General features: G+C 46.5%; 21 protein-coding genes and 1 pseudogene. 8 read left to right on the top strand and 14 right to left on the bottom strand.

Features of this window, described 5'->3' with window-relative positions:
* Positions 1 to 5 precede the first annotated feature (5 nt).
* The gene (locus tag NQ518_RS04475; protein WP_227960730.1) at positions 6 to 1,496 is read right to left on the bottom strand and encodes an RsmB/NOP family class I SAM-dependent RNA methyltransferase; all 1,491 of its coding nucleotides are present in this window, start codon (positions 1,494 to 1,496) and stop codon (positions 6 to 8) included.
* A 107-nt stretch (positions 1,497 to 1,603) separates the two neighbouring features.
* Here NQ518_RS04475 and NQ518_RS04470 point away from each other — a divergent pair, with 107 nt between their 5' ends.
* From NQ518_RS04470 to NQ518_RS04460, 3 genes are read left to right on the top strand one after another with little or no spacing between them, the layout of a single operon-like run.
* Positions 1,604 to 2,275 carry a DUF6249 domain-containing protein gene (locus tag NQ518_RS04470; RefSeq protein ID WP_227960732.1) on the top strand — a complete coding sequence of 224 codons (672 nt, stop codon included), beginning with the start codon at positions 1,604 to 1,606 and terminating at the stop codon, positions 2,273 to 2,275.
* A gap of 1 nt (position 2,276) precedes the next feature.
* Complete coding sequence (locus tag NQ518_RS04465; RefSeq protein WP_227960734.1) at positions 2,277 to 2,819, top strand: RNA polymerase sigma factor; 543 nt, start codon at positions 2,277 to 2,279, stop codon at positions 2,817 to 2,819.
* Entirely contained in the window at positions 2,806 to 3,150 is a 345-nt protein-coding gene (locus tag NQ518_RS04460; protein ID WP_227960736.1) for a DUF5056 domain-containing protein, read from the top strand. Before NQ518_RS04465 ends, NQ518_RS04460 begins: the two co-directional genes overlap by 14 nt.
* Positions 3,151 to 3,290: 140 nt before the next feature.
* Here NQ518_RS04460 and porE read toward each other — a convergent pair whose 3' ends face one another.
* Complete coding sequence (gene porE / locus NQ518_RS04455) at positions 3,291 to 5,402, bottom strand: PorE family type IX secretion system protein (RefSeq protein WP_227960738.1); 2,112 nt, start codon at positions 5,400 to 5,402, stop codon at positions 3,291 to 3,293.
* A 280-nt stretch (positions 5,403 to 5,682) separates the two neighbouring features.
* Here porE and NQ518_RS04450 point away from each other — a divergent pair, with 280 nt between their 5' ends.
* Both NQ518_RS04450 and NQ518_RS04445 read left to right on the top strand, forming a co-directional pair.
* Positions 5,683 to 5,847, top strand: a complete 165-nt coding sequence (locus tag NQ518_RS04450; RefSeq protein ID WP_227960739.1) for a hypothetical protein — start codon at positions 5,683 to 5,685, stop codon at positions 5,845 to 5,847.
* 62 nt (positions 5,848 to 5,909) lie between these two features.
* Positions 5,910 to 10,547 (top strand): T9SS type A sorting domain-containing protein, encoded by a 4,638-nt coding sequence (locus NQ518_RS04445; protein ID WP_227960741.1) that lies wholly within the window; start codon positions 5,910 to 5,912, stop codon positions 10,545 to 10,547.
* Between the two features lie 496 nt (positions 10,548 to 11,043).
* Here the strand turns inward: NQ518_RS04445 and NQ518_RS04440 are convergent, their stop codons facing one another.
* The 4 genes from NQ518_RS04440 to NQ518_RS04425 form a co-directional block, all read right to left on the bottom strand.
* A complete protein-coding gene (locus NQ518_RS04440) occupies positions 11,044 to 12,885 on the bottom strand; it encodes a DNA topoisomerase 3 (RefSeq protein WP_227960743.1) in 1,842 nt (613 codons plus the stop codon).
* 219 nt (positions 12,886 to 13,104) lie between these two features.
* Positions 13,105 to 15,717 carry an endonuclease MutS2 gene (locus tag NQ518_RS04435; RefSeq protein WP_227960745.1) on the bottom strand — a complete coding sequence of 871 codons (2,613 nt, stop codon included), beginning with the start codon at positions 15,715 to 15,717 and terminating at the stop codon, positions 13,105 to 13,107.
* Positions 15,718 to 15,754: 37 nt separating this feature from the next.
* A complete protein-coding gene (locus NQ518_RS04430; RefSeq protein WP_004350921.1) occupies positions 15,755 to 16,093 on the bottom strand; it encodes a helix-turn-helix transcriptional regulator in 339 nt (112 codons plus the stop codon).
* The gene (locus NQ518_RS04425; protein ID WP_004350920.1) at positions 16,090 to 16,437 is read right to left on the bottom strand and encodes a type II toxin-antitoxin system RelE/ParE family toxin; all 348 of its coding nucleotides are present in this window, start codon (positions 16,435 to 16,437) and stop codon (positions 16,090 to 16,092) included. The genes NQ518_RS04430 and NQ518_RS04425 overlap by 4 nt, the downstream gene beginning before the upstream one ends.
* A gap of 240 nt (positions 16,438 to 16,677) precedes the next feature.
* Here NQ518_RS04425 and NQ518_RS04420 point away from each other — a divergent pair, with 240 nt between their 5' ends.
* Entirely contained in the window at positions 16,678 to 17,196 is a 519-nt protein-coding gene (locus NQ518_RS04420; protein ID WP_227960747.1) for a hypothetical protein, read from the top strand.
* A 234-nt stretch (positions 17,197 to 17,430) separates the two neighbouring features.
* Here the strand turns inward: NQ518_RS04420 and NQ518_RS04415 are convergent, their stop codons facing one another.
* The 3 genes from NQ518_RS04415 to NQ518_RS04405 form a co-directional block, all read right to left on the bottom strand.
* Positions 17,431 to 19,773, bottom strand: a complete 2,343-nt coding sequence (locus NQ518_RS04415) for an outer membrane beta-barrel protein (protein WP_227960749.1) — start codon at positions 19,771 to 19,773, stop codon at positions 17,431 to 17,433.
* A gap of 108 nt (positions 19,774 to 19,881) precedes the next feature.
* Positions 19,882 to 20,451, bottom strand: a complete 570-nt coding sequence (locus tag NQ518_RS04410) for a phosphohydrolase (protein WP_227960751.1) — start codon at positions 20,449 to 20,451, stop codon at positions 19,882 to 19,884.
* A 6-nt stretch (positions 20,452 to 20,457) separates the two neighbouring features.
* Positions 20,458 to 20,655 (bottom strand): hypothetical protein, encoded by a 198-nt coding sequence (locus tag NQ518_RS04405; RefSeq protein ID WP_227960753.1) that lies wholly within the window; start codon positions 20,653 to 20,655, stop codon positions 20,458 to 20,460.
* Positions 20,656 to 20,998: 343 nt separating this feature from the next.
* Between NQ518_RS04405 and NQ518_RS04400 the strand changes: the two genes are divergently transcribed.
* Positions 20,999 to 23,101: a heavy metal translocating P-type ATPase gene (locus NQ518_RS04400; RefSeq protein ID WP_227960755.1), complete on the top strand. Its 2,103-nt coding sequence runs from the start codon at positions 20,999 to 21,001 to the stop codon at positions 23,099 to 23,101.
* A 324-nt stretch (positions 23,102 to 23,425) separates the two neighbouring features.
* Here NQ518_RS04400 and NQ518_RS04395 read toward each other — a convergent pair whose 3' ends face one another.
* The 3 genes and pseudogenes from NQ518_RS04395 to NQ518_RS04385 all read right to left on the bottom strand — a co-directional run bounded on the left by NQ518_RS04395 (position 23,426) and on the right by NQ518_RS04385 (position 25,546).
* Positions 23,426 to 23,920 carry a Csac_0668 family 2Fe-2S cluster-binding (seleno)protein gene (locus NQ518_RS04395; protein WP_459554061.1) on the bottom strand — a complete coding sequence of 165 codons (495 nt, stop codon included), beginning with the start codon at positions 23,918 to 23,920 and terminating at the stop codon, positions 23,426 to 23,428.
* A 69-nt stretch (positions 23,921 to 23,989) separates the two neighbouring features.
* Positions 23,990 to 24,865: pseudogene (locus tag NQ518_RS04390) on the bottom strand (IS30 family transposase); the annotation flags it as partial.
* Between the two features lie 351 nt (positions 24,866 to 25,216).
* Positions 25,217 to 25,546 carry a hypothetical protein gene (locus NQ518_RS04385; protein WP_227960759.1) on the bottom strand — a complete coding sequence of 110 codons (330 nt, stop codon included), beginning with the start codon at positions 25,544 to 25,546 and terminating at the stop codon, positions 25,217 to 25,219.
* Positions 25,547 to 25,605: 59 nt separating this feature from the next.
* Between NQ518_RS04385 and NQ518_RS04380 the strand changes: the two genes are divergently transcribed.
* Entirely contained in the window at positions 25,606 to 25,944 is a 339-nt protein-coding gene (locus tag NQ518_RS04380; RefSeq protein ID WP_227960761.1) for a glycoside hydrolase family 10 protein, read from the top strand.
* Here the strand turns inward: NQ518_RS04380 and NQ518_RS04375 are convergent.
* Together NQ518_RS04375 and NQ518_RS04370 are read right to left on the bottom strand one after the other, a co-directional pair.
* A complete protein-coding gene (locus tag NQ518_RS04375) occupies positions 25,919 to 26,239 on the bottom strand; it encodes a phosphohydrolase (protein ID WP_227960763.1) in 321 nt (106 codons plus the stop codon). The two genes, NQ518_RS04380 and NQ518_RS04375, sit on opposite strands and share 26 nt — an antisense overlap.
* 6 nt (positions 26,240 to 26,245) lie before the next feature.
* Entirely contained in the window at positions 26,246 to 26,443 is a 198-nt protein-coding gene (locus tag NQ518_RS04370) for a hypothetical protein (RefSeq protein WP_227960765.1), read from the bottom strand.
* Positions 26,444 to 26,460: the final 17 nt, after the last annotated feature.

Raw genomic sequence — 26,460 nt, 5'->3', positions numbered from 1 at the left:
TTGTTTTATTCAATGTCAATGATGTGTGGCTCTTCCTTGGGGTTATACTGGCTCTTGATGCGCCATTCGTTGGGGTAGAGGTTGTTGGCTCGGTTGCCGATGTTCTTCATGAAGCCCAGCGGCAGACCGCGGTAAGTCACGAGGATGAAGCCCCGCGGGGTGTCTGCCGGCAGGGCGATGGCCTGACTTCGCAGATAGTTCAAAGCCTCAGCATGACTGAGTTCCACCTTCGGAAAGGCCGCCGCGTTGAGACAGGTAGACAGAGCGAGCGACTCACTGGGAATCCAATTCTTGCCCTTCTGCTGACCCAGGCAGATGCCGGCCGACAACACGCGCAGTTGGCTGGCAGCCTTTTCGTACAGTCCAACCAGCGGTTGTCGCAGAGCCAGCAGCTCGTCACCTTTATATATATAGCAGAAATTGTCGGGTTGCAGCAGCCATTCACGAACCATGTCGTTGTCCTTGCCGCTGCCGCTTTTCGCCTCTTTGCCCTTTGCCCCTCTCAAACTCGATTGATTTTTGAAAGACTTGTCCGGCTTTCTCTCCCCATCTTTCCGCAGCACCGCCATAAACAGACCTTCGCCCATTTGCTTTCCCTGGGCATTGTGATAACCGGGAATAAAGCGGTAAACGTGCAGAGGTTCAGCGAGATAAGGCGAACCGCCGATGGGCTTGCTGCCCTGGTTTTCTTGATGCAATGGAGTTGGAGCAATAACCCAATGAGTTTCCGTGTCAATAGATAAGGTTTTAGCCCCCAATTCACTACATATCCACGCCACGTTTTCCTCATTCTCTTTGGCGTTGAAAGTGCAGGTAGAATAAATCATCAGTCCGCCCGCCTCGAGGCATTCCCAGGCATCAGCCACGATGTCGCGTTGCAGGCGAGCGCAGTTCTCCACATTTTGCTCGCTCCATTCATCGATGGCGTTGCTGTTTTTGCGAAACATGCCTTCGCCGGAGCATGGTGCGTCGCAAAGAATCACGTCAAACCGTAGCCCGGCCTTGCGGTAATCAGCTGGATAATTGTTGGTGACAATCACGTCCGTATGTCCCCATTTCTGCACGTTTTCCGCCAGCACCTGCGCACGGTTTCTCACCGGTTCGTTGCACATCAGCACGCTTCCCTCGGGCAGTTCCGCACGAGCCAGCGTTGACTTTCCGCCCGGGGCGGCACACAGATCCAGCATCTTGACCGGTTCTCGAACATATTGTCTGAGCACGGCCGACAAGAACATCGACGACGGTTCCTGCACATAGTAGGCACCAGCGTGCAGCAGTGGGTCGAAGGTGAACGCGGGCCGGCATGCCAAGCGATAGCCCTGGTCGCACCAAGGCACCCGGACATGGGGCACGGCAACCCGGGCCGATGGACATTTCTGGCGGTTCAGCCGGATGCAAGCAGCGGGTTCGTCTTGCAAGGCTTGCACGAAGTCATCGTACAAGTGGTTGCCCATCAGGGTGCGGGTGTAGGTTTCAAATGCTTCGGGAAGATGCATTGGCTTGTTTGTTTCGTGCAAATGTAGAAAAAATTTTGTTTCTTTGCAACTAAAAGCATGGCTGTTGCGTCCAACAAACAGAAAATTAAAAAATAAGGATTGAAAATATGAAACAGTATCTTTTAGCATGTTTGATGTTGCTGGCCATAGGCATCAACGGAGCCACGGCTCAAGGTCATCATCGTCACCATCAGCCCGTAACGGGTGTAACAACGTCGGTCGACTCGCTCAACCAGGGTGTTGAGGCCTATTCGGACACCACCTCCGCGGCATCCGCTCCCGCTGATTCGATGGCGGAAGATTCGGGGTACAATGCTGCTGCTGATGACGACGCCTACTGGGATGACGCAGACTCCGACTTTGTTGTCGAAGGAATTCCCTCCTGGTTGAGGCATCTTGGCGGCTCCTTCGGGGCCAAGGCCTTCGCCATCGTGGTGTTATTCTGCGTGTTGTTCTTCATTTTGTTGCCAGTTATCATCGTGATTATGGTGTTGCGCCATATCATCAAGCGACACAACGACAAGGTGGCGCTGGCCGAAAAGGCCGTGGAGAACGGGCAACCCATTCCCGAAGAGTTGCTGCGGGTGGACAAACAGAGTTCGGAATATCTGTGGAAGACGGGCATCCGACATGTCGCTATCGGCGTGGGACTTATGGTGATGTTCGGCATCTGGGGATCAGAAACGCTCATTGGCATTGGTGGACTGATTGTCTGTCTGGGCATCGGACAACTCGTCATGGCGAAGACTTCCAGCAAAAATCACGATGAATTGAAATAGCGTGAAACCCCTCGACGATTTAACCCTTGTGCGACAGGTGACTGTTTCTCACGACAAGCGGGCCTTCGACCAGCTGGTGGTGAGGTATCAGTCGCCCATTCGGCGTTTCTTCTTGAGTCAGACCTTAGGCGACCAACCGCTGAGTGACGATCTGGCGCAAGACACTTTCGTCAAGGCTTACACCAAGTTGGTGCAGTACAGGGGACAGTCGAAATTCTCTACCTGGCTCTACCGCATCGCTTACAACGTGTTCTACGACTATACGCGACAGCGAAAGATGACCGAAGGACTGGATTCGCCAGCCGTTGCCGTACGCCACGCTACGGTGAGCGACAGTCAGCTGAAGATGGATCTGTACGATGCCTTGGACATCCTCACGCCCACCGAACGACTCTGCGTGACCCTGCAGCTCATGGAAGGACAGCCCATCGACAAGATTGCCGACATCACAGGACTGGCGGAAGGAACGGTGAAATCGCATTTGTTCAGGGGCAAGGGTAAACTAACAACTTATTTAAAACAAAATGGTTATGATGGAAAATAAGGATGACGAACTGCTCAGACAGTTCTTTGCACAACATACTTTCGAGCTCGCCGACAATGGTTTTACCCAACAAGTGATGCAGAAGCTGCCACGGCGGTTGGTCAACCTCAACCGCATTTGGGTATTCTTCTGTTGTCTCTTGGGCGTGGTCTTCCTGCTGGTGAGCAACGCGCTGAACCAGCTGCGCATGGTGTTCAGCAATTTCGTGGGCGACATCAATGGCTGGATAGCTTCCATAGAACTGGGGATACAAACGCCCATCATGGTCTATCTCACCATCCTCACCTTTGTCTTCCTCGGTGCTTATCAGGCGGTGGAGTCCAACCGCTGATGTGACCACGAATCGTGTTGTTAACTACGAATTACACGAATTACACGAAAGAAATTGCTGTACAGGAACGCAAACCATTAAATTCGTGTTATTTGTGTAATTCGTAGTTGAAACCACCCAAGCTTAATTCGTAGTCGTAACTACTCAAACTCAATAAATATTCCTCCGTCATCCTCTTTGTTGTTGTCGTGGTTCTGGGGTTTGGGCTTCACTTTCAGGTTGCCCTTTTCGTCAAACAAACCGTAGGTGGTGCGCAGCACCTTGAACTCTGTGCGGCGGTTCAGTTGGTTGCATATCTCTTGTTTTTCGGGGTCCAACTTCTTGATGAACGCTTCTGTCAGCACGTCGTCTTCTTTCAGCCATGGGTAACGCTCGGTCAGCTTCTTGCGAACCACCTTTGGCTTCTCCTTCCCATAGCCCACGGGCGATAGGCGGTCTTTGGCAATGCCACCTGCAATGAGGTATTGCACCACCGACTCGGCGCGCCGCTGCGCCAACTGCTTATTGTATTCCTTCGAACCTTTATAGTCGCAGTGCGCGCTCAACTCGATGGTTACGTTGCCATTTTCGTTGAGCAGCTTTACCAGCTCATCGAGCGCCTGTTTGGATTCGGGACGCAGGGTGGCCTTGTCAAAGTCGTAGAAGATGTTGTCTATCAACACCGGAACGGTGATGGAGGCCAGCGGGAATTGCAGGGTGTATTCTTTCGATTCGTCCACCTTGCCCACGCGCAACTCTTCGGTGTGGTTCAAAAATCCCTTGCATGTGGCCAACAGCAGATAGTCGACATCCGGCTTGATGACGTAGGTAAACGACCCCTCGCTGGTCACGCTCAGTGTCTTGTTGGTGCCGTCGCTGCCCACGATGCGCACCTGTGCGGCCGGCAGTTCGTAGCCATCCATCTCGTACACCCATCCCTTGATGGTCTGTACAATCTCTGGATTCTCAAACCAGTAGATGTGGTCCCAGCCCCGTGCGTCGCCTCGGTTGGATGAGAAGAAGCCTCGGTTGTACGCCCCCTCGAACGTCATGCCGAAGTCGTCGCCCTGCGAGTTGAGAGGATAGCCGGGATGGAATAGGCGATAGGCCGATGCCTCTCCCTGCTTCGTTGAGTCTTGCCGCCCCACTTGTTCGGCGGAGGCGTTGGGTAGAGCGATGTAAATGTCCAGTCCGCCCAATCCTGGATGGCCGTCGCTGGAAAAATACAGGTCGCCATTGGGGCGGAAGGTGGGGAACATCTCGTTGCCCGGCGTATTGATGGGTGCCCCGAGGTTCTCCACGCCACCCAGTCCGGCCGGTGTGATGCGCACGCGCCAGATGTCCATTCCGCCCATTCCCCCCGGCATGTCCGAGACGAAGTAGAGCCATTGTCCATCGGGCGAGATGGCTGGATGGGCGTAGCTTGAGAGCGTGTCGCGGGTGATTTCCAAATTGTTGGCTTTGCCCCAAGCCGCATCCGCTCTACTGGATTTCACGATCTTGGCATAGCGGGGATTGGTGGCGTCGGTCACACATTGGGTGAGGTACATCTCCCGTCCATCGGGACTGAAGGCACACGCACCCTCCTCGGCATCGGTGTTCAGTCCGCCCTGCACGGGTTCGGGCTTGCCCCAGTTGCCTTTGTCATCCTTGACAGATACAAAAATATCGGCGGGCTTGCACCCCGTGATGCCGCTCAGCTCGTTGCCCGTGGCCTCGTTGCGGGTCGAGGTAAAATACAGTTGGTCGTGGTCGTCGCCCAGGAGCATGGGCGAATAATCGGCGCGTCGCGAGTTCAGCACGTTCATCTTCTTCACCGTGTACCGGCTGCCCGCCTCTTTCCATCCATTGGCACGCTGTGCCGAGAGCAGTCCTGTGCGGGCCAGCTCATGGTCGGGCATCGAGTCGAGCACCAACTGGTATTCGTTGGTCGCCTGTTTGTAGTCGCCGTGCCGGAGCAGTTGGCGAGCCAACCCCAGGTGCGTCATGATGTCGTCTTGCCGGTATCTGATCACGTTGCGGTAGGCGGCGATGGCCTGTGGCGTAGCGTTCAGTCGGTCATAGCACAGCGCCATTCGCTTGGCACGCTGGCCGCGGGTGTCTCTTTCCTTGGGCGGTGTCTTGCGATAGGCCTGCTTAAACTGGTTGGCCGCGTCGTGATACTCGCCAATGACTAAAAACTGTTCGCCCTTCTTCATGTTCCGTTCCGCACCACAGCCGGCCAGCAGTAGGGTAATGAGGATGAGCAACGTGAGATGATATCGATTGTGCATGCGTGAGGTCTACATTTATATATATGATATGACAACGCTAATATAGTTGCTTTTATTGCCCCGCTTCCCTGTTTGCTGTCAGTTTTTCTCTCTCAGATTTCGTAAAAACACCCATGCGAATGATGTGTTATTTTATTCGTATTTGTATAAATTACATTTAATTAACTTTTCGGGGGGGGTAATTTTAACAAAACTTCATAACTTTGCCACCGTAATATGCACGACTCTTCCAATTTCTTGAGTCGTATTTTTGAAATAAGTTAAACTAAATATAGATTTTATGAGGAAAAGTTATGTAACGCCAAGCATCTTATTGCTACCCCTGCAAATCGGTCCCAATGCAGGAGTGAGTGGCGAAGACAGTGGGGGTATGAAACCGATTGGAGCAAAGAAAGGCGACTTCGACGAAGACGACTTCGACATGTATGGTGGCTGGGGCGACTGATGCCCTATGTTGCATGTACGCTTTGAAAAACAATGAAAGTTCAGAGAATTAAAAAAAAAGAAATGAAAAATTTTACTTCTTCGAGGTCGTATAGACCTCAAGTGTGGCAACGCTGCCTGCTCATGCTCGTCATGATGCTCACCTGTGGCGTGGCGGCTTTTGCACAAAGCTACACCTACGAAATTAGCCATGTAGATGTCATTTGTGGCAACGATGCAGGTTCTGTGACGCTGACTATTAAAAACACAGCAGGAAACACCATTAATGGTTCTGCAGAAATCCGTAAGACGGGCGACCCTGACCATATTGTTAATACAGGGACTGGAACACTTGATGATGACGGCAACTTTGTTGCTGGTGAGGGAAACACATGGAGCAAGACATGGGCAGGTGTTCCCGCAGGCTCGTATGATGTGTATTTCCGTCATGATGGAACGAGGGATAAGGCTGGCACGGTGACCGTTGTCAATGTTACGGAAAATTATACGAGTCCAACCCTGACCTCAAAGATTCAGGCTCCATACTGCTCTCCTGGTGGAGCTGCCAATGGTAAGGTAACGGTAACGGTAAAAGATGGTGTTGGCCCCTTTTATTACACAGCAGAAATCAAGCGTGCAGCAGGTGGAAATCCCGAAACGCTGACTTCTGGCGGAAGTATCTCTGAACGTACTTGGACTGTCGAAGGACTTGCCCAAGGCGATGTAGTTAAGATATCTGTGGCCGACACACAAAATGGTGTTTGCCCCGAAACGTCGTCGGCAGCACAGGTGGAAGTAACCATGACCAAGGAGAACAATCCGAGAGTGGGATATAATGGTGTTGGTCTTTACCGCGAAGTCTTGGATGGAACAGGGTGTAACATCAATGACTATGTCAGATTGTTTATAGACCGAGGTACCGAGGAGGCTCGGAAAGCCCAAAAGGATCTTTTGATTACCTCTTTGCAAATGTATCGTTGGAGTAGTTCTAAAATTTCAGATATGGAATATGTGAAAGACAAGAGTTACACGGATTCGGACGGTACCGAATATCTTGTCTTTAAGTTGCCTAAGGGTGTCAATGCAAGTTCGAATACTTATCTCCAATTAAAATATAAGGACTTATGTTCTGGAGAAGAGATTTTTATTAATAACTCAAATAATCCTTTTACATTTGTATCAAAGTTTGGAGAAAAGAGCAATTCTCTGTGGGGTGGTGAAACCATGAAGTTAAATCCTGTTGCTGAGCAAACTTTTGATGCAGAATGTAACCAGCTGACCAAAAATTATCGTATTGATTATTGGGTAACCATGAACGATAGCAAGTGGGGGCAAGGTTTTACCCAATATTATTTCCCTAAAGGTACGAAGGCTACCGTTGAGCAGAAACAACCTGATGGCACTTGGAAGGATTTGAATATTGACGTGCCTTTGGATGGAATATCTTTGTTTGGCAGGCAGAGAACAGTACGCACCATCGACTTGAACAAATATGGTGATGGAACCTACCGTGTTGTATATAAGTCAGGATGTATCTTTACCAACCTCTCAAAAGAGGTGACACTCAAGGCTACAGGGTCACCGCAACTTAAGAGTAACACCCTTGATGCGCTTTGCTTCTATGGCATCCATGGCAATACGGCAGGTACAGTGATTGACCTGCTGAACAGTCCTGAAAAGGTGAATGTAACTATCGAAAAGGCTGATGGTAGCAAGTCTACCACCTTCATGGCCACCGACTTCCTCAGTGACAAGGAGTATCAGTACACCATGAATTTCCCTATCCGCATAGAGGGGTACCAGCCAGTGATAAATGCAAATAGTAAGGAAGGACGCATCACCATTGGCGACCTGCCCGTAGGGAAATACAAAATTTATGTGGATAAATGTGGACAAATGTCAGAGCCTGCCACATTGGAGATTAAAGATACTGATTTGCGACGCTATAAGCCAAGTAACGAGAATGGATACAAGGATGGTATCCGTGTAGACATGGGTTGTAACAATGATCATCAGGTTAGTTTTGATTTTGGAATCTCAGCATGCACACCAACGAAATGGTACGATGCAACTAATTTAATTTCTTGGCAATATTGGGAAAAATCTCCAGATAACTCATCCAGCAATGTTCATGGACCCTATGAAGAAAAGACACCTATTACGGGCATACGGTCACAGGAGGGTTGGCAAATCTCTATAGGTTTTTGGAAGCGTGCCAATGTGCTGTACTCGGCCATGGCCAATGCCTATGTGCCTGGCTCTGGTCCAAGTTTGTCAGAAGAGTCGTTCTCTAATAAAATCTTCACGATAGACTTCGCACCAACTGAGGGTAAGGGAGCATTTGAGTTCCAGGCAGCCATGTGTGATGATAAAAACTCTACTTCGGGTATGATCAGTGTGGGTATCAAGGAGGGCTTCAATGCTACTTATCCACTGCACTACGAAATTAGGAAGGCCACCTGGAACAACGGTATCGTAACGCCGGATGCTACGGTTTTGGCTTCAAAAGACATCACAGGGTCGACTTCTTCCAAACATATTTTCACTGGACTGGAAGCTGGCTGGTACCAGGTTACGGCAGCTTACAATTATGGCACTGTATCTGGCTGTCCTGTTCAGAAGAAGAATGTTTATGTGGGGAGTGTAGGTATTCCTGATGTAAAAGCAGAGTGGATAGAGAAATGCTATGGTCAGGGACTGGCTCCCAACCATTTGGAGTTGCCAGTATCTACTTATATGTATGATGTGAAGTGGTATCTGGATGACCAGGAAGTAGGTGTCGGTAATACTTATGACGCTGTATTCACACAACCTGGAACTTATACTTATAAGGTGAAGACATGGTTTGCAGAGGGTACGTCTTGTAAGGGAAATCCAGGTGGTGAGCGTACCGTAATCATCACTGTTGGCGACTGCACGGGACCGATGGAGAAAAACCTATGGGTAGGTAATGAGGACACCAAGTTTGAGAATCAAAACAACTGGACGGTCAAGGTACCGGCAGATGGCGAGGACGTGGTATTTGCCACCGAATCGAACAATGCCAATCCTAAGAACCCTGCACAGACAGGCGCAGCCAAGAACGATTGCGTATTGCCAGAGGGCAAGGTGCTGACCATCGGAACTCTGGAGAACCAGTCAGACAAGGCTCTTGTGGTATCGAAGAAGAGTAGTGTGGTTGTTTCTACTGCGTTAGTAGGTTACAATCAACCTGGTGATGCCAAGAAGTTGGTGATCAAGACCGACGAGAAAGGAACAGATGCTGGCGGCTCATTTGCCGTATCGTATGCTGACCCATGCAAGTCTGAGGTATATGCAACGGTAGAGCTCTATGGACGTGGCCAGAAGTTAGGCGATGAAATGTTAAAGATTGAGGACAAACTCGATGGTTCGCCTACAAAGGGTCGCACGCTACAAGCAGAGCCTTACACATGGCAACAGATTGGTATTCCTGTGACGGACATGGCACCAAGTCCTGTATTCAAGGGTTCTTACCTGCAATACTATTCCGAGGCGAAGAACAGCCCGAAGCAGTATTATCAAAAGTGGAGCTGGATGGCCAAGGACAACACGATGTCTCCATTCGTGGGCTATCAGTTGACACAAGATGCACCGAAGGTATATGCCTTGACAGGTAAGTTGAACTTGTGCGACCACAACTTGACGCTGACACGCCAGGCAGCGGAGGTAACAGCATCTAAATCTACCAACGTGGGCGAGAAGCACTGGGGATTGGGACAAAATATCTTTGCCAACTCTTACACAGCTGCCATTGATATTGCCCAGCTTAGCTTCCCAAATGAAGTTGATCCTACAGTGTACGTGTACCATACGGGTAGTTTTAACGACTGGTATGGAAACAAGTCGGAAACAGGCTCGAAGAACCTGAGCGTGGCAGCAGGTGGCTATTTGGCTGTTCCTAAGGATGCGGCAGCAACTATTGGTTACAAGTCGATACCTTCTATGCAGGGCTTCTTGCTGAAGTTCACCAAGGAAGAGACCAAGTTGGGCAATGAGGCTACCGTGACAGTACATTACAATAGCGTAGTGAAGAACGAGCGGGTAGCCATGGCGAAACCTTTTGAGGTCACAACGACAGAGCCTGGCGCCGTACAGATGGTTTTGGAGAGCAGCAAGGGTAGCGATGTGCTTTGGCTCATTGAGGCCGAAGGCACCACCGACCGCTACGACCGTGGTTGGGATGGTCGCAAACTATTGACCAATGCACCTGCCAGTCTGTATGTACAAAACGTTGATGGACAGATGCAGGTGAACGCAACTGCCGACCTCACGCAGCAGCAAGTTACTGTAGAGGGTAGTGACAGCGAGTTGTACACGTTGACCATCCGCAAGAAGAACCTGCCACAGTACGAGCATCTGAAGTTGGTAGACTACACCACTCGTCAGTTGGTTGACTTGCGTGAGGATGTTACCTCTTATTCTTACACCATGCGTCATACGGGTATGGATAGCAACCGCTTTAAGCTGGTGAACACCACGGCAACCTCATTCGGCAATTTGCCTACCGAGATTCAAGGGGTAACGACGGCAACCTGGAATGGACCGGCTGTTGTGTACACCGTTTCGGGTGAAAGGGTGGCCAATGTGCGTCAGCCTGAAGACCTGAATCGCCTCAAAGCTCAACTGCCAAACGGTGTGTACATCGTTTCGATGCAGGTGGATGGTAAGACGGTGAGCCAGAAGATGGTTATCACGAAGTAAGCAGTAAGCTTCATTCAATACTACAAAATATGGGCAGCGAGCGCAAGGCTCGTTGCCCATATATTTTTATGTCTTCGTCGTAGCGTCACCCATGTTCAATTCAAACATACAGGGTAAAAGTACACCTACGAGTTCATGATGACGAAGTGAGTGATGTCCACTTCCCTTGCTGTTGGAAAGTGATATGAGAAAAACGACGGGCTGTAAGCCCAAAAGCCTACAGCCCAGGGCAACGCCCTGAGGTTGGGATGCATAGGGATAACTGCGCCCTGTAAGGGCAAAAGCGTCTGTTTATCATTTTGTTACACTGGCTTTCCCCCATGCTTTTGCCCCTGTAGGGCGTACTCTTACTCACATGCTTACCCAAGGCGATGCCTTGGGCTATAAGCTTTTGGGCTTACAGCCCGTTTTCAAATAATCACGCAGATAGCGCAGGGTTATATTGGCGCAGGGTTATATTGGTGAAGGGTTGTAATGGTGAGAGTGGTGTGTGTCTTTACTTAGACGGCGCGTCTGATGCACCTAATTGCGGGTGACTGTTGTCGCGCAACACGTCGTTCACGATGGTGGTGATCTGCGTCTTCAGTTCGTTGACAAACTGGGCGGCATCGTATTTTTGGTGTTCGATGTCGCGCAGCTTCTTTTCCCAGATGCCCGTCAGCTCGCAACTCGTCAGCAGTTTTTCCTTGATGATGTCAATGAGTTGTATTCCAAGGGGCGTCGCTACGATGCGTTTGCGTTCGCGCTGGATGTAATGGCGCTTGAACAACGTCTCGATGATGCTGGCGCGTGACGAGGGTCGACCGATGCCGTTTTCCTTCAAGGCGGCGCGCAGCTCCTCGTCGTCAACAAACTTTCCCGCCGTCTCCATGGCGCGCAGCAGGGTGGCCTCGGTGTAGTATTTCGGTGGGGTGGTTTGCTTCTCGGTCAGGGTGGGGATGTGTGTTCCGCTCTCACCCTTTGTGAAGGTGGGCAGGGTGCGTTCCTCGTCTACAGTCTTCTCGTCAGCGTCGTCGTCCTCCTGCTGGTTTTTGGCGTACACGTTTCTCCATCCCGGGGCCAATATCTCCTTGCCGCTCGCCTTGAACTCGATGTCCTTCACCTTTCCCATGACGGTGGTGGTGGCGAATTTGCAATCGTCATAGAACACGGCGATGAAGCGGCGGGCGATGAGGTCGAACACGTTTTCTTCCATGTTCGATAGTCCCATGGTCGGCACGCCGGTGGGGATGATGGCGTGGTGATCGGTTACTTTTGAGGAGTCGAACACCTTTTTCGATTTCTTCAGCGGCTTTCCGCCCAACGGCTTGATAAGATCGGCATACACCGTCTTGCTTTGTATCTTTGTCTGATAAAGTCCGTTCATGGTTTGCGGACATTTGGGATAGATGTCGTCCGACAGATACTGGGTGTCCACACGCGGATAAGTGGTGTATTTCTTCTCGTATAAACTTTGAATCAGGTTGAGCGTCGTCTCGGCCGAATAGCCAAACTTCTTGTTGCAGTCTACCTGCAACGAGGTGAGGTCGTAGAGCTTCGGCGGGGCTTCCGTGCCCTTTTTCTTTTGCACGTCGGTCACGGTAAACGGTTCACCCTCAATGGTCTTGAAGGCGGCCTCGCCATCTTCTTTCTTGTCAAAGCGGCCTTTGGTGGCGGTAAACGTGGTGTCACGATAGATGGTAGCCAGCACCCAATACGTCTCGGGCTTGAAGTTGTCTATTTCTTTCTGCCTGCTCACGATGAGCGCCAAGGTGGGTGTCTGCACCCGCCCGATGCTCAGTACCTGTCGGTTGCGTCCGTATTTCAGGGTGTACAGGCGCGTGGCGTTCATGCCCAATATCCAGTCGCCGATGGCGCGTGACAACCCAGCCAGATACAGCGGTTCGTATACCGATTGCTCTTTCAGCTTGTTGAATCCCTCGCGGATGGCCTCGTCGGTCATCGAGCTTATCCACAACCGCTTCACGGGGCATTTGGCTTGTGCCTTCTGCATCACCCACCGCTGAATCAACTCACCTTCTTGTCCCGCGTCACCACAGTTGATGATGCTGTCGGCGTGCTGCATGAGTTGTTCGATGACGGCAAACTGTCGTTTGATGCCCTCGTCGTCGATGAGCTTGATGCCGAACCTTGGCGGCAACATGGGCAGGGCGGCCAAGCTCCAGTGTTTCCAGTTGTCGTAGTAGTCGTTGGGCTCTTTCAGACAGCACAGGTGTCCGAAGGTCCACGTCACTTGGTAGCCATTGCCCTCCATATAACCGTTTTTCGAGCTATGGGCACCGATGATGCGTGCGATGTCTTTGGCCACGCTGGGTTTCTCTGCTATGCAAACAATCATTGTCAGTTACTTTCTTTTGTTTTTAGGCTGGTTCTATAAATTAGCTTTGTTAGATTTTGAACTTATTTTTGAGGTCAAAATGCAAGAGAGAGAAGGAGTGTAGCGAGCTACACGACTGAACGAACTTACATTTTGAACCAAAAAGAAGCCAAAAGATAACAAACCGTATTTCATAAAAATTTAATGACTTTATGCGGCGGTAATTTATAGAACCAATCTTTACAGTTCCACCACCGTAATGCCCGCGCCACCAAACTGCACGTGCTCGTCACGGTAACCGGTTACGTTGGGTATGCCCGAGAGGTAGTCGCGGATGAGTTGTCGCAGGATGCCGTTGCCCTTGCCGTGCAGGATGCGCACCCGATCCATGCCCATGAGGATGGCGTCGTCAATGAAATACTGCACAGCGTTCAGCGCCTCGTCGCCCCGCATGCCTCGCACGTCCAGGTCTTGGTGAAAGTTCTTGCGGTGCTCGTCGATGGTGTCGCGTGTTTTTTTACTTATCTTCACGGCACCCAGTCGTTCTTTCAACGTAGGTTTAGACGTTTGCTCGACGGCGTGTTCCAACCTACCGGCACGCATCTTGGTGCGCATGTCGCCGAAAATCACGGTGGCGTTGTCGCCTTCCACCTGCTCAACGGTGCCGATGGTGGTGAGCCCGATGATGCGTACCCGGTCGCCCGGTGCGATGGCTTTTCGCTGTTGCTGGCGGTCGGCAGCCTGTCGCACCTCTTCTTGTCGCTTCTGTTGCTGTTTGGCTTTCTCGGCTTTGCGCTTCTCTTTGCGTTCTTTGCGAAGCCGCATCTGCTCTACCTTCTTGGCAAACTGCTCATCGCTCATGGTGCCGTTGGGCGCTTGGGAATCGTCGGCCTTGATGCCCTGCTCAAACACCTTCAAATCTTCTCGTATGCGCCGTGTGGCCTCTTTCTCGGCCTGTTGCTCGCGTATCTCGCGTATGGCGTTCTCAATGCGCTTGTTGCTCTGCCTGAACAGTTCGTCGGCCTGCTCTTTGGCGCGCTTGATGATGAGCTTGCGTTCTTGCTCCACCTCACGAATGTCGTTCTCGTAGCGTGCGATGGTCTTCTCCATATCCTTCTCGCGCTGGTGGATGGTCTGCCGCTTGTTCTCCCAGTAGCGCTTGTCGCGCACGATGTCCTGGAGGTATTTGTCGCTCTGTATGTAGTCAGTCCCCACGATGTCGCTGGCCTTGCTGATCACCGTTTCGGGGATGCCCGTCTTGCGTGCTATCTCGATGGCGAAGCTGCTGCCTGGCTGTCCGATGGCCAACTTGAACAAGGCCTGCATCTCGTGGCGGTCGTAGAGCATGGCTCCGTTAACCACACCGGGATGAGCGTCGGCGTAATGTTTCAGGTTCTGGTAGTGGGTGGTGATGACGCCCCATGCCTGTTTGTCGCAAAACTGCTCCAGCACCGCCTCGGCAATGGCGCCGCCTATCTGTGGCTCGGTGCCGGTGCCGAACTCGTCGATGAGCAACAGGGTGCCGGGATTGGCCGTCTTCATCATGTTCTTCATGTTGAGCAGGTGGCTCGAGTAGGTGCTCAGGTCGTTCTCTATGCTCTGTTCGTCACCGATGTCGATCATCAGGTGCTCGAAGATGCCCGCCTTTGAGCGTTCGCCCACCGGGATGCTCAGTCCGCATTGCAGCATGTATTGCAGCAGTCCCACGGTCTTGAGGCATACCGACTTGCCGCCGGCATTGGGTCCCGAGATGATGAGCATGCGCTTCTGGGGCGTGAGGATGATGTCGAGCGGAACCACCTGTTTGCCCTGTTTCTCCAGCGACAGGCGCAGCAGGGGGTGCGTGGCGCCAATCCAGTCGATGTACGGCTGTGACTGTAGTTGCGGCTCGATGGCCTTGATGAGTTTGGCCAACTCGGCCTTGGCGCGCACCAAGTCAATCTTGGCCAGCATGCCGTAGGCCGCCAACAGCTCTTTGACGTGCGGCCGCACCTCGCGCGTGACCTCGGAGAGAATGCGAATCACCTCTTTGCGCTCCTCGCTCTCCAGCTCCCTGATGCGGTTGTTGGCCTCTACCACCTCGGTGGGTTCGATGAACACGGTGCGTCCCGTAGCCGACTCGTCGTGCACGATGCCCTTGATTTTGCGTTTCAGTCCCGGTGCCACGGGGATGACCAAACGACCGTCGCGCAGGGTGGGAGCCACGTCTTTGTCTACCACGCCCTCGCTCTGGGCGGCGCGCAGGATGCTGGCCAGCGTGTGCGAGATGCTGCCCTCGGTGCGTCTTAGTTCGCTGCGTATCTGTGCCAGAGCCGGTGAGGCGTTGTCGCGGATGTGTCCCAACTTGTCAAGAATCTGGTCGATGCGCCGCAACAGCTGCGGAAACACCACCACGCCGCGCGTCAGTTCTTGCAAGGCAGGGTAGCGGTAAACGATGGGGCGGCTGTCATCGTCATCCCCCTCTTCATCCCCCTTGCCTTGTCCCTCGCTTTGTGCGTCATCGGCATCATCGCCTTCGGTCTGAGCCAGAAAGCGCACGATGGCGATGATGGTCTCCAGCGAGCGGCGCAGGTCAAACAGCTCGTCTTCCTCCAAGTGCGTGTTCTCCAGTCGAATGCGGGCGATGGCCTGTCGCATGTCGAAGAAATATTGCAGTGGAAAGTTATCGTCCTCCTGCTGTATGCGCCTCATCTCCCGCGTCTGCTCGAGCCATGCGCCGATAATAGCGGGGTCGGTGCAGAACGCCAGAGCGTCCACCTGCTCCTTGCCCAGCGTGGAGAGGCAGCGCGCTTTCAGCAGTTCGCGTATCTTGTCAAAGCCAATCTTGCTTTCAAAGTTGGTTGGGTAAATCATGCTGCAAAGATAATCATTTACGCACAAACCGCCATCTTTACCAAAGCGCAACCTTGCCTATTTTCCCTAAATCAATTGAGGCCGTTGGCACGCCGAGGGCCTTGAACACCCTGCTCATGGTTGGAATGCTGATGCTGTAACCTTTTTCCAGTCTTGAAATCTGAGCACGCTTCACCCCGATGCGCTCACCCAATTCCTCTTGGGTGAGGTTCTGTTCAATCCTGGCTTTCTTGATGGCTTCGCCTAACTTATAGGCATGAATCGACGCTGCCACTCTTTGTTCGAACTCATCACGTCTTGGCGTGCCTATCTTTCCGAAGTGCCGATCAAGAACTTCATCAGAAGTGTACGTCTTGAATTTTCCTACCTGTTTCATATCTTTTCTCCTTTATCCTTGAAATACTCCAGCCTAATTTTTTCTGCCTTAACAATTTCTTTTGGTGGCGTCTTCTGTGTCTTTTTGATGATGCCATGCGTTGCTATCACCAACGTTTCTTCTTTCGTGTCCCAAAAGGCAAACAGTCGATAAGTAATCTTGTTGTAAAGACTTCTGAACTCCCAAATGTCGCTGTTATCCAGTTTTTTGAACAGCTTGGAATTTTTTTCGCCACCCTCAATACGTTTGACGATTTCGAGTAGTTTGTCTCCTGCCGATGTTGGTAGACTCTCAATAAAATCCAGCGCATCTTCCAGATATATGACTTTTGGCTTGTTTCTCATACGAAGTTTCTTTATCTATGCAAAGATAGAAAAAGTTTCTAGTATACGAAACATTTACACCCATTTTAACCTGTATTTCACACAGTTCTTTCATTTAAAAATAATGTATTTTGTTATTGAAACAGCGCAGATGAAATCAACAACGAAATGAATAGAAAACACGAAAATGTGAGTGTGATATAAAGAAACTTTCGTAAGTTTGCCATGAAGATGAACATAATCATAATTTGGTAACCTTATATGAAAGATATGAAAACAAGAGGATTTTTTTTAATATTATTGGTTGCAGGGTTATTGTGGTCATGCGGTAACGCCAACAACAGTCGCAGTGACAGACCAGTGGATAGTGCTTTTGTAAGCAGTGATGAAACACCAGATGTTGTTCAACAAGCAACTGAAGACACGCAAGAAGAGCAAGTTGAAGAGGCAACTCCAGATGAGCACTACGATCAAAGTGATCATGAAGATGCAACAGCATCTCAATCTAAAGGAGTCTTATTCCGCAATAGCCAAGATGTAATGATTTACACCATGGGACATGAGTTCACAGATGGCGAAATCACGATTCGCTTTCGAGAGAATGGAATCTTTGCCAATGGCCAGTGTATGACTTTTGCTCCAACAGTGAGTGATTTTGATGGGTATCAAGCTATCGTCACAGCCATGGATCCTCAACATAATAGGTATACTTTCATCGTTGATTCTTCGAATGGAACGGTGACTGACCGAAGAGATGGAACCGTGTATCGTTGTCGTTAGTCATTCTCTAAGTCACCATCTCATGGAATCGGTTGAGTCTGTACCATAAGCTTCAATCGATTTTATATTTCTATAGCTCTACTGCAAATAAATATCAAATGAACAAGTTGTTTATTCTATTGTTGGGAACAATTTTTGCTTCCTGCAACAACTCTTATAAGGACAGAGCTAACAATCTCATAGCTGCTTCAGATAGATACCATACAATAGGTGCAGTCGATAGACTTGATAGCGTTATTTCGTAAATCTAGAAGTGTCATTCTCATTTTTATTTACACGAATACTTTTACTGTCATGACCAATATTATAAGTTATAGACAAACGAACACACTGCGTATTAGGAGCAATAGTGTTTATAACCTGAATGCCTTGTCCATAATTATATGAAGATTCGAGTTTTTGTTGATTGAAAAGATCTTCTACCGTGAGCGCAAAGGCTAAATTTTTATTTTTTAGCAAGGTATATTGCATACCCATATCTATGCTCATTGAGCCTTCCTTTTTTACTTGCAATAAATTGTTTCGTGTTTTGAAGGAAGGGTTAATGTAAAAGCCAAAATTGTCTGTTATTTGATAGGAAACATACAAATTACCACTTCCATACCAATTGGCTTTTGGATTGGATTCTGGCGATTTGATTTCTTTTATCACATCATGGTAACTGAGATTTCTTAGGTAAAGATACAACGAGCCGTTAAGTTTTCCTTGCATGAAAGAAAATGGTACAGAAATATCCCCATAGAGATATAATAGGTCGGCATAATTCTTCGGTTGAGTATATCTTATTCCATTGCTATCTAAATTATAGGTCGTTCCGAATGTGTTGGAGTTTAAACGTGCTCCTAATGAAACAACAACATATTTAAAGAGTAGGTTTTGTATTTTAAAGTCGTGCTGCATGGAAGATTTTAGGTAAGGGTTTCCAATACTATACTCATTGTCGCTATAATAAGTAATACCGGGAAGCATGGAGAAATATCCCGGACGGTTATTCTTCATTGTAAGGTATAAAGAAGTGCTGAAATTATTACATATTTTCCAATCCATGGTTAGATATGGAGCAAAGTTCCATTCTCTATTTTTTGATGTATTCGTTGTTAAATATTTATAATGCTCATACTCTGTTCGTAGTCCCAAATACAGCGACAAATTTTGGTGAAATCTAAATCTCCCTGACATATATAGCCCTATGATGGTTTCCCATACAGTAAAGTCAGTTTCTTTTTGAGATATAACTATTTCACTCATTTTAGAGAAATAAGACTGGCTACCGATAGTATATACAAAGTTCGGGAGTTTCATTTTATATTGGGCTTCTACTATATGTCTATATCCTCCCATTTTTTTATCAATCATAAGAGAACTTCCCAAGCTGTTATTTGAGATTTGACTATAGTTGTCGCCACCAGTAAGCAAACCGTATGAAACTTTAAATTGATGCTTCAACGTGTCTGCTGAAAGATACTCTATATTAGTAGAAAGCAAATCTGTCCAATCACTTATACGACGAGATGTTGATTTATCTAAAATCTCCCCCGTTTTGTATGTTTCTTGACTTTTGTGATGCAAATCATCTACATAGTAAGATGCAAAATAATTCAAACTTCCATTTAAAGCTTTAGGTGTCCAAGTAAGATTCAGTACCCCAAAATAGGCATCTTTGTTTCGTGTCTCTTTCTGATCCAGTAATTTATCAACTTGTTCATAAGAGCATGATTCCTTTGTTCTTGTGAGAAGAGAAGATTTTGCATATCCCAAAGTTGCGCTTCCCGACAAGTCTCCATATTTACCTCGTAGATCGATATAATCTCCCCACCTGTATGCCTCATTACGCAGAAGTGTTCCGTGTGTCGTATTGCTTATATTAAAACCATTTTTCACTCTTTCTTTTGTCAGGATTTCAATAGTCGCATTTTCTCCGGAGAGTCTATTTTCAGCTGTTGCCACACTTTTTATATAGATTTTTTTTAATTGGGATGCAGGGATTGATTTCAAATAGTTAAGAAGGGTACTCATCGGCATTCTTTGTTTTACTCCGTCAATGACAACAAGTGGGTCATTACCTTGAACCTTTATGCCTTCAGGTGAAATCACAATACCGGGAGTTCTCTTGAGTACATCCATAGCATTGTCGGTAATACCTAAAGTTAGTTTGCCCACATCAATACCAAGCTTTCCTTCCGCCAGAGTAATAGCTCTCTTGTATGCGGAAACGGTAACGTCCTGCAATGCTATTGCATTTTCTTTCAGAACTATTGCATTCTCAAAAACGTAATCAGAGGGAACATCAATTTGAAAAGCATGGAACCCTACACAACTAATCTTCAAGCGCAAAGTTTCGTTCTTGTGTGAAGAGCAGTCTAAAATAAAGATCCCATCATCCTTGCTATAGGTAGAGGTGATAACTTTAGTGGTATCTGAAAGTGATACGCAAATAACACTTGCATATTCGATAGGTGTATTGCTATCATCCACAATTTTCCCAGATATATTTTGTCCCCAAAGAGGCAATGTTGATACCATTGTAAAGAATAGCAAAAAAATAACTTTATGATGCATGGACGTATTCAATAACATTTCTGTTCGATTTTATATTGCGTTTTGTTTGTAATATTGTTTTAGCATAAAGGTATAAAGGAGTCAATACAATTTCGTATTACCTCTTTTATATTACACCGATCACGACTATTTGCCATGATTACAAGATTTTTGACAGCACGACTTAGGATCTTCTGGCTCTTGTTGTGAACTGTCAGTTTGTTCAGCTTCTTCTTTAGAAGAAGTGTTAGCATGAGAACTAACTCCCATAATGTGACTCATTTCTTCATCTTCCAACATCTTATAGGCTTGATGGTACTTTTTTAGCCTTTCAATATCGTTGTCTGTAAGCTCATTCAGCCTCGTGATATCCATGTTGTCTTTGAGGTCAGCTATCTTCACCCTACGACCAATGGGATTCGCCTTGCTGCGCTGAATGAAGTCAAAATAATCTTCGCCTTTATTTCGAGAAACAGATAGAACGGCGTCCACGATGTATGTCGGGAATCCCTGCGTGAGCAGATATTCGGCGGTGATATTTCCATCTTCTATCGTATCGTGTAAAAGCGCCACTATCTTACTGTCATCGTCCTGGCACAACTTCTCAACACGAAGCGGATGTCCGATGTATGGCTTCCCTCCCTTGTCAATTTGTGTTTTGTGCACTTCGGTAGCAATCTGCATAGCCTTGTCTCTAAGTTCATCGAAATTGTTCATAGCAGTCTATTCAAAATTAAGTTCTAATTTCATTCCAAGAGATTTCATTTCATCCAGTTCCATTTTTATTTCCTTCTCTTGTTTATTCTGTGGCGTTCGTTCGCCACTCCATAGCTTGGCGTATATCAAATCCAAATCATGATCCTGAGAATTTACATATTCCTCGTAACTCTTATATTTGCGGCCTTCTGCATCTATATACATAGAGATTTATAGGATATATAAAGATAGTATTTTTTTTTGGTAAGTAACTAATTATTTACTCATATTTTGCCTTATTCGGAAAAAATGCGAATTAGCCGAACTCCGAAAGGGACGCCACAGATCGTTTCTGTGCAAAGTCGGATTTTGCCAAACGAGAGAATATATGTACCTTTGTATATGAGTAGGCACCTAACCCGTTTTGGGTGTGTACACTCTCAGGTCTTAATCCAATGACCGGTATACAGTCCCAGTAATATTCAATCAACTGTGTACTTTTTTCAGGAATCGCATAGACAATGCAAATGTCATTTACATCATCATTAAGAATAAGGAGGAATTTAAAATGAACAATAACAACAAACATTCATCCCACAGTCACCATAATCATGGCGATATGGATCATTCAAAACATGAGCACGTAAGCACGGAAGAACATGGAGACCATAAGGATCAACATCACGACCATCATGCCCACCATGACCACAGTGGGCACGGAGGGCATGACCACCATCATCACGGAAACTTTAAGGAACTTTTCTTAAAGTCATTACCACTAGGAATCATTATTATGCTCTTATCCCCTATGGCTGGGTTTGACCTACCAGTCCAGTTTACTTTTCCATATTCTGATATTGTAGTAGCTATTTTATCTACTATATTAATTATTTATGGTGGACGTCCATTCTATCAAGGGGCAGTTGACGAATTTAAACAAAAAGAACCTGGAATGATGGCTCTCGTTTCTTTAGGTTTAAGTGTTTCATATTTATATAGTATTTATACTGTAATAGCAAGCTACGTAACAGGTGAACAAATTATGGATTTTTTCTTTGAATTTGCTTCATTACTATTAATCATGTTATTAGGTCACTGGATTGAGATGAAAGCTATTGGAGAAGCAGGAGATGCACAAGAAGAACTGGCTAAGCTAGTACCAAAAGATGCTCATGTAGTATTAGATGACGATTCAATAGAAACACGACCAGTTGCTGACTTAAAGGTAGGTGATTTAATTCGAGTTCAAGCTGGAGAAAATGTGCCAGCAGATGGAACTATCGAGCGTGGCGAATCACGTTTAAATGAAGCTCTTCTAACTGGGGAGTCAAAAGCAGTAAAAAAAGGCCCTGGCGATGAAGTAATCGGAGGCTCAACAAATGGAGAAGGGGTTCTTTATATTAAAGTGAATGAGACAGGTGATCAATCCTTTATCTCTCAAGTACAGGATTTAATCAGCCAAGCTCAAAGTCAGCCTTCCAGAGCAGAAAATATTGCTCAAAAGGTTGCAGGGTGGCTCTTCTATATTGCGATCATTGTCGCACTAATAGCTTTTGTAGTATGGACGCTTATAGCGGACATCCCAACGGCAGTAAAATTGGCTATCACAACATTAGTTATAGCTTGTCCACACGCATTGGGTCTAGCTATTCCATTGGTCACCGCTCGTAGCACAAGCTTAGGAGCAAGTCGTGGCTTACTAGTAAAAGACCGCCAAGCCTTAGAAATAGCTCAAGATGCAGATGTGATGATTTTAGATAAGACAGGTACTTTAACAACAGGTGAGTTTAAAGTATTAGACGTTGAACTTTTTAATAACAAATATAATAAAGAGGAAATCATTGCCTTACTGGCAGGTATTGAAGGAGGATCTAGCCACCCGATTGCTCAATCAATTATAAGCTTCGCTAAGCAGCAAGGTATAAGTCCAGTATCATTTGATTCCATTGATGTGATTTCCGGTGCTGGCGTAGAAGGCAAAGCCAAGGGCCATAGTTACCAATTAATCAGCCAAAAAGCATACGGACGTAATCTGGATATGGATATTCCAAAAGGAGCAACTCTCAGTATATTAGTAGAAAACGATGATGCTATTGGTGCTGTAGCTTTAGGGGATGAATTAAAACCAACGAGCAAACAGTTAATTAAAGTTCTTAAAAAGAACAATATTCAACCAATTATGGCAACAGGTGATAATGAAAAAGCGGCTCAAGGCGCGGCAGAAGATTTAGAGATTGAATATAGATCAAATCAATCTCCACAAGACAAATATGAGTTAGTAAAAACACTTAAAGAAGAAGGAAAGAAAGTTATCATGGTAGGTGACGGTGTTAATGATGCCCCTTCTCTTGCCTTAGCAGACGTTGGAATAGCAGTCGGTGCAGGAACTCAAGTGGCGTTGGATTCAGCTGATGTCATCTTGACTCAATCTGATCCAGGAGATATTGAATCATTTATTGAATTAGCACACAAAACAACTCGTAAAATGAAACAAAATCTCTTTTGGGGAGCTGGTTATAACATTATAGCTATCCCTCTAGCTGCAGGAATTTTGGCTCCTATTGGTATCAAATTAAGCCCTGCATTAGGAGCAATCCTAATGTCTGTGTCAACAGTCATCGTCGCCATTAATGCTATTTTATTAAGTTTAGATCCAAAAAATAACGGTTAACAGACCGAATGATTGAAACTCCTTAAAGTATCAATATACAATAGTTTTACAGGAGAAAAAGAGATGTAAGTACTGGCTCTTTGTAAAATCGTGTTGGTAGAAGTAGACGATTTTTCTACCAACACGATTTTTAATTTATTATAAAACTGATTTCTTTTAAAATCCTATAAGCCATTGATTTTATAAGTTTTATAGCTTGTTATTCTATTTTCTTGACATCAATACTACAGTCTCAACCCCTATGGTTATGGGGAACATATCCACGCTCGTAGATGGAAACATATCAAAGATTGGCTCTCGTTTGTAGGAACATATCGACTGTAATTATTTCATTTTCAAGCCTTTATCGATAGCTTCCTGAATAATCTTATGACAACAAACTCCCAACGGATTTTTTTCTTTACAATTAGAATTTTTCATTGCCCCAGTGATGGCATTTACTTCTTTTACGGATTTCGCGCCATGCTTTACAACTGCTTCAATTACCTGATTTTCTGTGACTTCGCTACAATAACAAGCATACTTAGGATCTGCATCTTTCTTAAACCAGATAGGAACTCTAACTTGGTCTTTCAAGAATTTTATTTCATTATCTAAGTTATAGTAAACAACGTCGCAGTCCTCGTTCATGCAAATCTTATATTGATCTCCGTTAACAGCATTACGATAATCATCTACCACTAGATGTTCAACAGTTACTTTACTAACGGAAATCCCTTCATTATTACATACAGGACAATTGTCTTTAATTTGATCCGGCTTTTCTGTTTTGCATCCACAACAACATTCATTATTAATCTTCATATTCTTAGCCTCCATATTTTCATTATAATTTCTTTTTTAAACTAGGTAAAACCAATTTTGTAGAGTCCAACAGCAAATGCAAATTTATGGAAAGTTTTCGAAGAATTTGTATTTAGGGGTATCAAAATTTAATTTTTCTCTTGGTCTTCTGTTTATTTTCTTTTGTATTTCCATTATTTTTCGGTCAGAGAAATCGTTGAAGTTTGCCTTTTTTGGTATGTACCTTCTAATGAGTTTATTTGCGTTCTCTACAGCACCTTTCTGCCAGGAGGAGTAAGAATCGGTGAAGTAAACCACCACCGGATTTCTTCCATTCATGCTGAGCCGCCTTGTTATTTCCTCGTGTGCGGCAAACTCACATCCATTGTCAGTGGTAATGGTAAGCAGTGATTCCCTATATGGAAAGAGCAATTTTGCCACGGTCTTTGCCGTTGGTAACGCCTTCCGTCCCTGCGGCAGTCTTTCCATGAGAATGTAGTTAGTCGAGCGTTCCGTTAAGGTAACAATGGCATGACCGTACGAGTCGACGATAGTGTCCAGTTCCCAGTCTCCGAAGCGCGTGCCGTCAGCCTGCATTGGTCTCTGGTGTATGCTTATACGGTTAGGGATATTGGTAGCCTTCGTAGGACGCAACGCCTTGCTCCTCTTTGTGTATTTGAGCCTATGTGGCATATGTGAAGCAAGTTTTCCGGTGGTGTCTGCATGGACGTGGTTGTAGATGGTCTGCTTCACGATGTGAATACCCTCACGTCTGAGCACGCCTGCAATTTGGCTGGGAGACCAGTCCTCATCCTCTATCATGCGGTCAACACGCCACCATAAGTCCTCAGGCTTGCGGTGATTGCCTTTAAAGCCGTGCTTGCGGGCTTCGCACTTGGATTGTGCATACTTCCACACATACGTGCCGTCTGGCTTGGAGTTTCGCCTGATTTCACGGATGACCGTTGAGCAGGACACTTCGTTACTCTAAGCAGCACACCAACTATTTATTTTTTGAGTTTTAAACTTTGGTAGAAGTCTTGAACTCTTTATATTTACATAACTATTTGCCTCTATCACTATTATGACACGAAACCCTGCACAATGATCTAAAATTTTCAATTCTAACAAGTCTTTTTCAGTATTTTTAACTTCATAAAAACCTCTTTGGCAATAATGCCTAATTCTTCTTTAGTTGTTAAAATTTTTTATTTTACCATCATCGTTCCCCTGATTTTCAATTAATCTTCTTAGGTTATATAAGAAGTACATATCTTTTTAATCTTAAAGTTTTTAAGTCTTAATTTTAAAATTTTCAATCTTAGATATTATTTAAATCATTCCAAAATGCTCTAAAGCATCTTCGATTGCTTTTTCTTTTTCTTCTGGGCAATTTGGCACTCTTTGATTTTCTTTCTTACTAAAATTATAATTTTCTCTCTCTATTAGACCATGTTTCCTTTTTATTTGTGCAATATATAGGCTTGAAACTTTTAGTCCGTATTTATCTAACACATACTTTTTAATTTCTCCATAAGTTGCGTCTTTTGAAAAGTCAATTTCAGATAATTCATCTTCCCCTATTTCTATATCTAAATGATGTTCTGTATTTAGTTTGGACAACAGAGCTACCGTCTCCACGTGCATTGTCTGAGGGAACATGTCTACCGCCTTGATTTTTTCTAGTTTATATCCTTGTTTTTCAAACCTATTTATATCTCTTGCAAGTAGATGCCTGGTACTACTCCCCCTATGAGCCGTGGAGCCGATTTCTGACGGGTGAGCAGGGGCGAGCCCCGGAGCCGCTCTGGGATCCCCTTGCCTTTATGATAAAGATCTGCCATGAGCGCTTCATCGAGCTACATGCCTGGATCAATCCCTACCGCGCCGTGGCCGACATCTCTTCCTACGTCGCACCGGGGCATCCCTCGAAGCAGCATCCGGAGTGGTTTGTCCGATATGGCAAGCAACTGCTCTTCAATCCCGGGCTTCCCGAGGTGCGCGCCTACACCTGTAAGGTGGTGCGCGACCTCGTCACCCGATACGACCAATGGGATTAGCCTTGCTACGCTGAATGAAGTCAAAATAATCTTCGCCTTTATTTCGAGAAACAGATAGAACGGCGTCCACGATGTATGTCGGGAATCCCTGCGTGAGCAGATATTCGGCGGTGATATCTCCATCTTCTATCGTATCGTGTAAAAGCGCTACTATCTTACTGTCATCGTCCTGGCACAACTTCTCGACACGAAGCGGATGTCCTATGTATGGCTTCCCTCCCTTGTCTACTTGTGTTTTGTGCACTTTGGTAGCAATCTGCATAGCCTTGTCTCGAAGTTCATTGAAATTCTTCATAGCAGTCTATTCAAAATTAAGTTCTAATTTCATTCCAAGAGATTTCATTTCATCCAGTTCCTTCTTTATTTCTTTCTCTCGCTTATTCTGTGGAGTTCGTTCACCGCTCCATAGCTTGGCGTATATCAAATCCAAATCAAGATCGGGAGAATTTACATATTCCTCATAACTCTTATATTTTCGGCCTTCTGCATCTATATACATAGAGATTTATAGGATAT

This window comes from Hoylesella buccalis ATCC 35310 (assembly GCF_025151385.1).
Classification (GTDB): domain Bacteria; phylum Bacteroidota; class Bacteroidia; order Bacteroidales; family Bacteroidaceae; genus Prevotella; species Prevotella buccalis.
This window is presented reverse-complemented; position numbering and strand designations above follow the sequence as displayed.